The following is a 12,483-nucleotide window of genomic DNA, read 5'->3' as shown; positions in this document are numbered from 1 at the left end:
CGTGCAGGTTGCAAGGGCGCTGCGGGGGCTTGCGCCACCGGCGAAGCGGGCTTCCGGGAACCTAGATCCAGTCCTTTGCCGGGGCAGGTCGGCCGAACAGGTACCCCTGTCCGAATACGCACCCCATGGACTGCAGCGCCCCGCATTGCGCAGGCGTTTCGATGCCCTCGGCCATGATTTCCACGTCGAGCGCCCGGCCCAGCGCCAGGATCGCCTCGATCAGGGCGGAGCTGCGCCGCGGTGCGGCGCCCTCGGCGAAGGGAATCACGAAGCTGCGATCGATCTTGATCATCCGAAGTGGAAAGCGATGCACGTGTCCCAGGGACGAATAGCCCGTGCCGAAGTCATCGAGTGCGGCCTCCACGCCGGCGTCGGCGAGTCGCTGCAGGATTCCGACCATGGCCTCGGGATCGCGAAGCAGGGATCCTTCGGTGACTTCGATGCGCAGCAGGCAGGGGTCGAACTCGAGCCTGGCGGCCAGGGCGAGCAGGCGCTGGTCGAAATCGCCCCGGTGGAACAGGCGCGGGGAGGCATTCAGGGTGATGTAGCGTGACCGCCCGGCCAGGGCCTTTCCGGCCTCGAGGGCACGTTCGAACATCCGCCAGTCGATGGCTTCGATCAGGCCGCTGTCCTCGGCCACGCCGAGGAACGCGCCCGGTGCCAGCATGCCCCGTTCCGGGTGGTTCCAGCGCAACAGCGCTTCATAGCCCTGGATCGCGCCATCGGAAAGGCGCACCAGGGGCTGGAACCAGGGCTCGAACTCATCGCGCCCCAGCGCATCGCGCATGCCCTGTTCGAGGTCCAGCACATCCATCGCGTTGCGGTGCATGACTTCATCGAACAGTTCGAAGCGGTTCCTTCCTGCTTCCTTGGCGCGGTACAGCGCGAGGTCCGCATCGTGCAGGACCTGGTCGGCGTTGGCGTAGCGCCCGTCGATGACCGAGATGCCGACGCTGGCTGAAAGCTGCAACACCCGGCCTCCGGCATCCACCGGTCGCTCGAGCAGGCCCAGCAGGCGCTGGCGACCTTGCTCGCGGTTTCCGGCATGTGGCCATCGCAGATGAGCATCGCGAATTCATCGCCCGACAGCCTGGCGACAAGGTCCGGCTCGCGTACGCACCTCGACATGCGGCGCGCCATTTCCCTGAGCACTTCATCGCCGGCGAGGTGGCCGAGGCTGTCATTGATCACCTTGAAGCGGTCGATGTCGACGTAGAGCAGTGCGAAGCCCTGTTCCGGGTCACGTCGTTTCAGCGAGATCGCCCGCTCGATGTGGTCGCGCAGGTAGCCCCGGTTGGGCAGGTCGGTCAACGGGTCGTGCATCACCTGGTGCTTCAGGCTGGCCTCGATGCGCTCACGCTCCAGGATCTGCTCGCGCAACTCCGCCGTGCGCTCGCGAACGCGCATCTCCAGTTCGCTGTTGGCCCGCTGCAACTGCTCGGCGGCCCTGCGCCGCTGCAGGCTGCTGGCGATCTGCTGCGCGACGAAGGTCAACAGCTCGATGTCGCGATCGCTGTAGCTGTCGGACGAGTCGTAGTCCTGGACCGCCACGACGCCGATGGCGCGACCGGCCTCGACCAGCGGTACACCCAGCCAGACCTGGGTCGGCACGCCCACCATGTCCGCCTCGATCTCGTGCTCGGCCTGCAACGTAATGGACCGGGCCTGGTCGACGCGCTGCGGCGCACCCGTACGCAGCACGAACTCGGTCAGGCCGCGACCACGACGCCGCGTGTCCCACTCATCCTCCCGGTCGTCGCTGGCATAGGGAAACGACACTTCCTCACCGTCATCGGAGAGCAAGGCAATGAAGAAATTCCGGGCATTGATCAGGGTGTCCACCGATTGGTGCACCAGCTCGTAGAAGCGCTGGTGCGACGCTTCCACGCCTGCGAGGGCCGCAATCCGGTACAGCACCCTCTGCAGGTGCTCGCCGCGCTCGCGTTCCTCGACCTCGGCGCGCAACTCGAGATTGGCGTCGGCCAACTGGGCAGTGCGCTCGCTTACCCGGCGCTCCAGCTCCTCTTGGCCCTGTTTGCGTTCCAGGGCCGTGAGCACGTGTTCGGCCACGAAGGACAGCAGGTTGCGTTCCGGGACGGTGTACTCGGCGCCGTCGAGATAGCTCTGCACCGCCAGGGCGCCGACGACCTCGCCATCGCGAAGCATCGGCACGCCGAGCCAGGCGGTGCAGTTGGCGCCCCGCAACGACAGTTCCCCTGACACCTGGCCCCGGATCTCATCCAGGCTGCCCATCAGCGGCGTGGCGTCGTGGATCAGGTACCAGGTCAGGCCGCGGTGGAGCGCGGACAGGGGCATCTCCGCGCCCGGCGGAAGCTTGTCCTGGTCGACGGTGTCGACGAAGTAGGGGAACTCCAGCATGTCCCGGGACCGGTCGTACAGGGTGATGTAGAAGTTCTCCGCATACATCAGGTCGGAAACGATCCGGTGCAGGCCGCGCAACATCTCGGGCATGTCGAGGTCGGAGCTGGCCATGTCGGCGATCGCATAGAGCGAACGCTGCAGCAGTTCGGACTGCTCCAGCTGACGGACCGTGCCCCGGAGCCGCTGCATGGACAGCATGTCGCCCATCTGCAGTCCGGCCAGTTCGAGTTCCTCGCCAATCCCGCAGTCCGGGATTCCCGGGCAATGCAGCACGGCGACCTCCGAGACCCCGTCGTCGTGCAGCACATGCCAGCCTGGACCGGGGGGCTCGCCACAGCGCACGCGTTCTACCTCCTCCGCCAGGGCACGGGTCGGGATCGATGCGTGCCGGGGCAGGTGGGCGATGCCATCAGGCCATTGATTCGACCAGGCGACCCAGGCGGCACCCTGTGTCGCGCAAAGTGCGTCCAGGACGTGCGAAGCGACCGTTTCCGGGGTCCGGGCCCGGATCAGCGCATCACCGCTGAGGCTGCGGTGTCCCGCACCGATGGCTTGCACGTCGCGCTTTGGATCGCTTCGAGGTGGCATCTCGTTCCAGAGGGGCTCGGGCGCCGTGGAAGTGCCATCGTGCTTCACGGTCGAAGCGAGGTCCAGAGGGCGGGTCCCCACCACGGGCCGTTACTGGGACGTGCGTCGCGCCGGGCTGCCATTGCCCCTTGGCCGAGGCCTCGAATCAGGCGGTCCTCAGTGCGGCGAGCAGTCCGCGGGCCGCGCCGAGCCGGCTCTTGCCATCGGGCAGCTCCAGCTTCAATCGCAGCTTCTGCGGGCCATCCATCTGGTAGTGGCGCGGCTGGCCCTGGATCAGCTTGATCACCGTCATCGGGTCGACCCTGGGGTCGGCCTCGAACACCAGGCGGCCGCCGCGCTCCCCCAGGTCCAGCTTGCGGATGCCCAATGCAGTGGCATCGAGCTTGAGCTCGGCGACCGCGAACAATTGCTTCGTCGCATCGGGCAACAGGCCGAAGCGGTCGATCATTTCGACCTGCAGTTCGCGCAGCTCCTCGTTGTCGCGCGCTGAGGCGATGCGCTTGTACAGCGTCAGGCGCGTGTGGACGTCGGGCAGGTAGTCGTGGGGAATCAGCGCCGGGCTGTGCAGCTCGACCTCCGCACCGTGGTGCGCGGTCAGGTCGGCGGCATCGATGCCTGGCAGCTTGCCCGACTTCAGCGAACGCACCGCGCGGTCCAGCAGCTCGGTGTACAGGCTGAAGCCGATTTCGGTGATCTGGCCGCTCTGCTCCTCGCCCAGCAGTTCGCCGGCGCCGCGGATTTCCAGGTCGTGCGTGGCCAGCGTGAAGCCGGCGCCGAGCTCCTCCAGGGAGGCCAGCGCGTCGAGGCGCTTGCCGGCATCGCCGGTCATCAGCTTGCGGTCCGGCACCACCAGGTAGGCATAGGCCCGATGGTGGCTGCGACCGACGCGCCCGCGCAGCTGGTGCAGCTGGGCCAGGCCGAAGCGGTCGGCCCGGTTGATGATGATCGTGTTCGCGTTGGGGATGTCGATGCCCGATTCGATGATCGTCGTGCACAGCAGGACATTGAAGCGCTGGCGCTGGAAGTCCAGCATCGCCTGCTCCAGCTCGCGCTCGGGCATCTGGCCATGCGCGATGCGGATGCGCGCCTCCGGCACCAGCGCCTCGAGGTCGCGCTGCATGCGCTCGATCGTGTCGACCTCGTTGTGCAGGAAGTAGATCTGCCCTCCGCGCGAGAGCTCGCGCTGGAATGCCTCCTGCAGCTGCGGCCCGTCCCAGGGGGTGATGAAGGTCTTGACCGCCAGCCGGTGTGCCGGCGGCGTGGCGATCAGGCTCAGGTCGCGCAGCCCGGCCATCGACATGTTCAGCGTGCGAGGGATCGGCGTGGCGGTCAGGGTCAGCAGGTGCACCTCGGCGCGCAGCGCCTTCAGGCGTTCCTTCTGGCGCACGCCGAAGCGCTGCTCCTCGTCGACGATGACCAGGCCCAGGTCGGGGAACTTCACGTCGGGCTGCAGCAGCCGATGCGTGCCGACGATGACGTCGATCTTGCCCTGGGCCAACTGCTCCAGCGCCGCCTTGATCTCCTTGGTCGACTTGAAGCGGCTGAGCACTTCGACCCGGATCGGCCAGTCGGCGAAGCGGTCGCGGAAGTTCTGGTAGTGCTGCTGCGCGAGCAGCGTGGTCGGCACCAGCACTGCGACCTGCTTGCCGGCCACGGCCGAGACGAAGGCCGCGCGTACCGCGACTTCGGTCTTGCCGAAGCCGACGTCGCCGCACACCACCCGGTCCATCGGCTGCGCGCGGCCAAGGTCGCGCACCACCGCATCGATCGCCTGCAGCTGGTCGGGCGTTTCCTCGAACGGGAACGCCGCCGCGAACGGCTCGTACATGGCCCGGTCCAGCGGCAGGGCCAGGCCCACGCGCGCCTGGCGGCGGGCCTGGATCTCCAGCAGCTCCGCGGCGACGTCGCGTACCTTCTCGGCGGCACGTCGCTTGGCCTTCTCCCAGGCCTCGCCACCCATCGAGTGCAGCGGCGCGTGTTCGGGCGAAGTGCCGGAATAGCGGCTGACCAGGTGCAGCTGCGCCACCGGCACGTACAGCTTGTCGCCCTTGGCGTACTCGATCTCGAGGAATTCCGAGGCCTGGCCACCGGCCTCCAGGGTCACCAGGCCGCGGTAGCGACCGACGCCGTGGTCCTCGTGGACGATCGGTGCGCCTTCGGAGATCTCGCTGAGGTCGCGGATGATCGAGTCCGGGTCGCGCCCTGCACGCCGGCGGCCACCACCGCGCCCGGCCCGCTCCGGATACAGCTGGCGCTCGGTCAGCAGGCAGAGCGCCGGATCGGTCAGGGCGAACCCGTTTTCCAGCGGCGCCACGGTGATCGCCCAGCGCCGCGTTTCGTCGCCCAGGAACGCATGCCAGTCATCGACCGTGTCGGGCTTGATGTCGTCCGCGCCCAGAAGTTCGATCAACGCTTCACGGCGCCCGGGGGAATCCGCCGCCAGCAGCACGCGACCGGGGTAGCTGCCCAGGAACGACTTGAGGGCGGCGGCGGGCGTGTCGCCCTTCTGCGTCAGCGGCACGGCGGGGGCGGGCTGGTCGCCCAGCGCTTTGGCCTGCGTGCGCTTGGGATGCTCCGGGCCGCACACTTCGATGCGCGGGACCGCGTTGAGCCGCTCGCGAAGGGCCTGCGGGCCGAGGAACAGCTCTTCCGGCGCCAGCACCGGCCGTTCGAGGTCATGGCGGCGCTGCTCGTAGCGTTCCCCGGTCTGCGCCCAGAACGCCTCGGCGGCTTCGAATGCACCCTCGTCGACGACGGCCAGGGCGTGCTCGCCGAGGTAGTCGAACAGCGTCGCCGTGTCCGGTTCGCCGGCCTCGTTGCTGAAGAACAGCGGCAGGTAGTACTCCACGCCGGCCGGCGTGGTGCCCTCGCGCAGGTCCTGGTAGATCGGGCAGCGCCGCGGGTCGATTTCGAAGCGGTCCAGCAGCAGGTCGCGCACGCGCCGGGTCGTGGCGTCGTCGAGCGGCACCTCGCGCGCAGGCAACAGGTCGACCGCCGGCACGGTGTCCTGCGAGCGCTGCGTGTCCGGGTCGAAGCTGCGGATCGACTCGACGTCGTTGTCGAACAACTCGATCCGGTAGGGCGTGCTCGTGCCCATCGGGAAGATGTCGAGCAGCGCGCCGCGCACGGCGAAGTCGCCAGGATCCATGACCTGCGCCACGTTGCGGTAACCGGCGGCTTCGAGCCGGCGCTTTTCCGCATCCATGTCCATCTGCTGCCCCTGGCGCACCACCAGCGCGTTCCCGGCGATGTAGCGGGTGGGCGGCAGGCGCTGCATCAGCGTCGACACAGGCACCACCAGTACGCCATTGCGGGTGGACGGCAGCCGGTAGAGCGCCGCGATGCGCTGCGAGACGATCTCCGCATGCGGACTGAACAGGTCGTAGGGCAGTGTTTCCCAGTCCGGGAAGTGCAGCACCGGCAGCTCCCCGGCGAACACCCGCAGATCGGCCTCCAGCGTGTGCGCCGAGTGGGTGTCGCGGGTGATCGCCAGCACCAGGCCATCGTGGGCGCGCGCGGCATTCACCAATGCCAGTGCCTGGGCACTGATCGAGGCGGGCTGGGGCCAGTAGGCACGCTGCTGGCTTGGGGCGGGCAGCGGCGGGGTCGGGAGCTTGGGGGTCTTCATGAAGCCGCGTAGTTTAGCGCGCCAGGCGCATCGCCACCGTTCCGGTCCCGGTCCCGGGCGCGATCCCGGTGGATTCCGCGCGACCGGTCCGGCCCCCCCCCCCTTGCGGGGTTAGTGCGGGGCCGAGGGGCGGGACGGCCCGTCGGGGTCGATGCCAGCGGTATGCCGCTGGATGAAGTCGACGATTCGTTCCAGGGCGAGGCGGCCGGCATCGGTGTCGAGGTTGAACTGATACTCATGCGGCAAGGGAGGCTGATGGTCGTCCGGAAAGAAAAGCGTCTCGACCTCGACATCGAACGACCGAAGGCGCCTCTCCATCGACCGCGAGTGCGGCAGGAGCGGGTCGGCATTGCCGGCGGTGATGAAGGTCGGTGGAAATCCCGTGCCGGCGTGCTCGGCCACCGACATGAGTCCGAACGCGGGGTCGGTACGGAAGTCGCGGCGACCCGAGTAGGCCCAGGTGACCGTGCGCATGAAGGCTGCACCGGCGTCGCTTGCGTCCGGGTCGACCAGTGAGAGATCCAGCGCGCCACAGGCCAGCACGGTTGCGCGGATGCGGGAGGCGTCGATGAGCGGCTCGATGCCGACCTGTCGGGCGTAGGCCGGGTCGGTTGCCAGCAACGCGATCTGCGCGGCCAGTTGCGCGCCAGCGGAATCGCCGGCCAGCACGACGCGGGAGGTGTCCAGGCCGAGCGTGGCGGCATTGTCTTGGAGCCAGCCCAGCGCGGTGTTCACCTGGGCCAGTGGCCTGGGATAGCGCGTCCCGGGCGCCAGGCTGTAGCCGACTGCGACGGTCGCGAATCCCTCGGCGGCCAGGATCTTCAAATACGGTGCAACGTCTGCCCGCCTGCCGGAGATGAAGGCGCCGCCGTGGATCCACACCACCACCGGCAGCGCTTGCTCGACCGGTGTGCCGGCGGGTCTGTACAGGTCCAGCAGTGCATCCGGGTCGTCGGGGTCGTAGGCCATGTCGTGCCTGGCGTCGATGCCTTCCGGGACGTGGGCCCACAGGCCGCCGCGGTTCGGGAGGCCTCGGCCTCGAACGCCGCCCGTATCAGCAGCGACTTCGGCCACGGCGACAGCGTCCAGGCCAGCAGCCCGATCGCGAGGAGCGCAGCGACCGTGGCGACGGCGGCGACGACGGCCCGCTTCATTCCCGAGCCTCGCGGTGGGCGGGCAATGCATCGAGATCGACGTCCGCCACGTCCAGCCCCACGTGCAGCAGCAGCGGGTCTTCCGCATCGGGCTGCACGCTGAAACCCAGTTCCCGGCACATCGCCAGCATCGACGGGTTTTCCCGCAGGACTTCACCGGTAATGCGCTCGAGGCCGGCGCGGGAGGCCTGCTTGAGCAGGCAGCGCATCAAGGCCCAGCCCAGGCCACGACCCTTGAGCGCGGAGCGCAGCAGGATCGCGTACTCGCCCTCGCGCCCCTCCGGATCGGCATGGATCTGGGCGATGCCGGAAACCGCATCGTGTCCATCGAGCGCGACCAGCACGATGTTGCGTGCGTAGTCGACCTGGGTGAGGCGGGCGATGAAGCCTCGGCTGACGCGGCGCAGCGGGCTGAAGAAGCGCTGCCGCAAATCCTCGGCGTCCACGGCGGCGAAGAACGCCTCCAGGCGCTGCTCGTCGTCGGGCCTGACCGGCCGGACCCGCATCCGCGTCCCGTCGCGCAAGGCCAGGTCGCCTTCCATCGACGTCGGATAGGGGCGGATCGAGAAGCGCGGGTTGGCCTCCCCGTGGGGCAGGCCGCTGCAATCCCCGCAGGCGGAGATCCGCGCCCTCGCGTCCACCGCGATGACGCCGTCGGCATCGGCCAACAGCGGGTTGAGGTCGAGTTCGCGGATCTCCGGCAGGTCGGCGGCCAGCTGCGAAAGCCGCACCAGCACCCTCGCCACGGCATCGATGTCGGCGGCGGGGACGTTGCGGAACGCCGCCAGCCGTCGGGCCACGCGGGTGCGGGAAACCAGTTCCCTGGCCAGCCCCAGGTGCAGCGGAGGCAGCTCGAGCGCCGAGTCCGGGTCCACCTCCACGGTGATGCCGCCCGCACCGAACACGATGACAGGCCCGAACACGTCGTCCTCGGCGATGCCGGCGATCAGCTCCCGCGCGTGCCGGCGCCGGACCATCGCCTGCACCAGGAAGCCGTCGATGCGCGCCTCGGGTGCCTTCGTGGCGATGCGTTCGAGCATCGCGCTGGCCTCCGCCAGCACGGCCCCGGGGCTGTCGAGGTCCAGCGCGACGCCACCCACGTCCGACTTGTGCGGGAGGTCCTGCGACTGGATCTTCAGTGCGACGGCGTCGTGGTCCTGCAGGATGTCCCGGGCAGCATCCGCCGCCGCACGGGGATCGGCGGCCATTGCCAGCGGCGGGGTCGGGATGCCCCAGGCTCCCAGCAGCGCGCTGAGTTCGACCGGTTCCAGCCACGCCCGGCCCTCGGCCAGCGCCGAGCGCACGGTGGCGCGGGCTGACGTGGTATCGGGGTGCGGTTCGTCGGGCATCGAGGGCGGGGCGAGCATCAGCTGCGCCTGGGCCTCGGTGTGGCGGACCAGATGGCTGAACCCGCGGACGCACCGGTCAGGGTGCGGTAGGCGGGGATGCCCGCGCTGTCGAAGTGCACGCGCGCCTGCGCTTCATGCGACAGCCAGCAGGCCAGGACCGGCTTCTCTGCGATGTCGCGGCGGCGCAGGCGCACATGCGACGCCACTGCCTCGGCCACCTCTACCGGTGCGGTCAGGGCGGTGGGCACGTGCAGCACCAGCACGCCGTCGCATTCGCGCGCGTCCAGCAGCACGTCGAGCGCGGCGACGTAGCGCTCGCCATCTGCGTCGCCGATGATGTCGATCGGATTGGCCCGCGACCAGGTCGCAGGAAGCACCGCATCCAGCCTCGCGCATGTCGCCTCGGACAGACTCGCTGGGACGCCCCCGAGGTCCACCAGCCGGTCGATCGCCAGGATGCCGACGCCACCGCCATTGGTGAGGATGGCCAGGCGCTGGCCCTTGAACGGCTTCAGGCGCGCCAGGGTGTTCGCCGCCGCGAACAGTTCCTCCAGGTCGGACACGCGCAGGATGCCGGCGCGCCGGAGCGCCGCGTCGAACACCGCATCGCTTCCCGCCAACGCTCCGGTATGCGAGGCGGCTGCCTTCGCGCCGGCTTCGTGGCGGCCGGCCTTGACCATGATCACCGGTTTGGCGCGGGCGGCAGCGCGCGCGGCGGACATGAAGCGCTTGGGATCGGTGATCGATTCGGCATAGACCAGGATGGCGCGCGTCCCGGGATCGGTCGCGTAGTGGTCGAGCAGTTCGCCGATTTCGACATCCGCCATGTCGCCCAGGGAGACGATGCCGGAGAAGCCGATGCCGCGCTGGTTGGCCCACTCCACCACCGTGGTGATGATCGCTCCGGACTGCGCCAGCAAGGCCAGGTCACCGGGCAGGGCGTTGCTTGCGGCAAAGCTGGCGTTGATGCCCTTGGGGGGAACCAGGATGCCGAGGCAGTTCGGCCCCACCAGCCGCAGGCCATGGCGCCGCGCCGCGTTGGCGGCCTGTTCGCGAAGCGAGCCTTCGCCCTGGCCAAGGCCGGCGGTGATCACCACCGCGGCGCCCACGCCCGCGCGCGCGGCCTGTTCGATCACGTCGGGAACCGCGTCGGGCGGAACCGTCACGATGACCAGGTCGGGTACCGTGGGGAGCGCTGCAAGGTCGGGGCTCGTGGCATGCCCGTCCAGCTCGCCATGGCGCGACGTGACGACGTGGACTTCCCCCTCGAACCCCCCTGAGCGCAGGTTGGCCGCGATGACGCGACCGAGGCTGCGCGGCTTCGGGCTGCCACCGAGCACGGCGATGCTGCGGGGATCGAAGAGCGCGTCGAGGCCACGACGATCACCGCGTGTCATGCCGTTCTTCCCGTGGCCGCGGGCTGTCGGACAGCGACTGGCTTGAGGGGCAGGCGGATGCGGGTGATGCCGTAGCCGTCCGGGTGCGGCTCGCGCACGAAGCCCAGGCGTCGGGCGACGCCGAGCATGTTGAGGTTGTCCTCGAACACGTCGCCGTAGATCGAATCCAGGCGCTTGAGGCGGCACCACTGGATGACCCGCTTGAGCAGCAGCGTGCCCAGGCCCTGGCCGGCGAGCGGCCTGGAGACGACGATGCCGAAATCGGCGTGGCGACCGTCCGCGTCGATTGCTGCGCGCGCCACGGCGCCGACAACAGCCTCGCCGGGCGGCAGCGGCTCGGCGGCGACGATCGCGAACTCGCGACGTGGGTCGATGTGGGTCAGGCGATGTGCGCTGGCCGCGGTGAGTTCCTTGACCGTGTGCAGGAAGCGCTGGCGGACCTCCTCGGGGCTGAGCAGGTTGAATCCGGCGCGCAGTGGCTCCGCGTCGCGTGGGTGGATCGGGCGCACATGCAGCACGCGCCCGTCGTCCAGGACGATCTGTTCATGCCACGGTTGATCGAGCTTGCTGCGCTTCACCACGCCTCCTCCAGCCCACCACGGCATCCTGCCACAGGCCTTTGGAGGCTTGGCTCCAAAAGCGGGTCAGCGCCGGAAGGGCTGCAGCCGGCCGTAGCTGAGCACACGCCACAGCCACTCCGCCGGTCCGAAACGGAACCGTTGCAGCCACCAGTGGCTCAGCACCACCTGGACGGCGAAGAACAGCACCACGCAAAGTGGCTGCACGGCCCGCGGAACCTGTCCCCACAGCCCCAGGCCATAGCCGTAGAACACTGCGGTCCAGAACAGCGACTGCAACAGGTAGTTGCTCAGCGCCATGCGTCCCACCGGGGCCAGCCAGGCCAGTGGCCGTGCTGCCAGCACGACCGTGCACAGGTATCCGATGGCCAGCAGCGCGGCACCGGTGACGAACAGGAGCTGTGCGAGGAACAGGTCCGGGGAGGGAATCGAGATGACCAACCCGTGCATCAACCACGCAGCGGCAATCGATACGGGGATGCCGCTGGCCAGGCCGAGCAGGCGCCATCGGCGAAGCCATGGGGCGTGCGCGTGCGGCGCCTGCAGGCGCCCGGAGAGCAGTAGCCATCGGCCCAGCAGGAAGTAGCCCAGCACCGGCGGCATCCAGAACAGCGCATGGGCGAACATGAAGCCGATGTCGCGGAAACGCTGGCCCACCACCTCGCCGAAGCTGCCCGAGGCGTAGATGTCGGCGGCGGACGCGATGTTGGCGGCATCGGATGCCTCCTGCCGGGCGATCTCGGCCGCGAAGCCGGCGGCGAACTCAGGGTCGCTCTGGGCCAGGCCGAGGAACAGCGTGCCCACGCCCATCAGCAGGGTGGGCAGGAAGATGAAGGGCAGCGCCCACTTCCACAGTCGTTGTACTGGCGTGTTGCGGAACGCCGAGACCATGACGAAGCCGACCACCGCGTACACCAGCAGGATGTCGCCCGACCAGACCAGCGCGACATGCAGCAGGCCGAATCCGGCGAGCACCAGCAGACGCCGAAGGTACACGCCCCAGAAGGGAGCCTCCGCCTGGCTGGCGCGAGCGGCCATCAGCGCGAAGCCGGCACCGAACAGCATCGAGAACAGGGCGTAGAACTTGCCTTCGGCGAGCGCCTTGACCCCGAGGTCGACGGCGAGGTCCGCTCCGGCGAGGCCGGGTTCGGCGCCCAGCACGATGGCCTGGATGGGCCGGGTGAACCATTGGAAGTTCACCAGCAGGATGCCAAGCAGGGCGAACCCGCGAAGTACGTCCAGATGGGCCAGGCGCTGCTGCAGGTTGGGTTGGAACGCAGTCATCGGGCTGCCCGGTTGGAGTGGCCAGGCCGCAGTATGGAACCTTGCCCGGCGCAACGTAGTGCCGAAGGTCAGGCCGCGGCCGCTCGGCTATGATCGCAAGCAGGACTGCACGGTCGCGTTTCG

The 12,483-nt window shown here is 69.1% G+C and carries 5 protein-coding genes and 2 pseudogenes; all 7 read right to left on the bottom strand.

The window, feature by feature from the left end:
- Positions 1-61 precede the first annotated feature (61 nt).
- The 7 genes and pseudogenes from FU658_RS09635 to FU658_RS09605 all read right to left on the bottom strand — a co-directional run bounded on the left by FU658_RS09635 (position 62) and on the right by FU658_RS09605 (position 12,360).
- Positions 62-973 (bottom strand): putative bifunctional diguanylate cyclase/phosphodiesterase, encoded by a 912-nt coding sequence (locus tag FU658_RS09635; protein ID WP_425477604.1) that lies wholly within the window; start codon positions 971-973, stop codon positions 62-64.
- Positions 974-1,080: 107 nt separating this feature from the next.
- Positions 1,081-2,427: pseudogene (locus FU658_RS16065) on the bottom strand (diguanylate cyclase domain-containing protein); the annotation flags it as partial.
- Between the two features lie 688 nt (positions 2,428-3,115).
- Positions 3,116-6,598 carry a transcription-repair coupling factor gene (mfd, locus tag FU658_RS09625; protein WP_147891887.1) on the bottom strand — a complete coding sequence of 1,161 codons (3,483 nt, stop codon included), beginning with the start codon at positions 6,596-6,598 and terminating at the stop codon, positions 3,116-3,118.
- Positions 6,599-6,709: 111 nt separating this feature from the next.
- Entirely contained in the window at positions 6,710-7,567 is an 858-nt protein-coding gene (locus FU658_RS09620) for an alpha/beta hydrolase (protein WP_187266039.1), read from the bottom strand.
- Positions 7,568-7,748: 181 nt separating this feature from the next.
- Positions 7,749-10,498: pseudogene (locus FU658_RS09615) on the bottom strand (bifunctional acetate--CoA ligase family protein/GNAT family N-acetyltransferase).
- Positions 10,495-11,076 (bottom strand): GNAT family N-acetyltransferase, encoded by a 582-nt coding sequence (locus tag FU658_RS09610; RefSeq protein WP_255505524.1) that lies wholly within the window; start codon positions 11,074-11,076, stop codon positions 10,495-10,497. Before FU658_RS09610 ends, FU658_RS09615 begins: the two are co-directional and overlap by 4 nt.
- A gap of 66 nt (positions 11,077-11,142) precedes the next feature.
- The gene (locus FU658_RS09605; RefSeq protein WP_147891884.1) at positions 11,143-12,360 is read right to left on the bottom strand and encodes a DUF418 domain-containing protein; all 1,218 of its coding nucleotides are present in this window, start codon (positions 12,358-12,360) and stop codon (positions 11,143-11,145) included.
- Positions 12,361-12,483 lie beyond the last annotated feature (123 nt).

This window comes from Alkalisalibacterium limincola, from assembly GCF_008017755.1.
Taxonomy (GTDB): Bacteria; Pseudomonadota; Gammaproteobacteria; order Xanthomonadales; family Xanthomonadaceae; genus Alkalisalibacterium; species Alkalisalibacterium limincola.
Note: the sequence above shows the minus strand (reverse complement) of the source record. Positions and strands in the feature narration are given on the sequence as shown.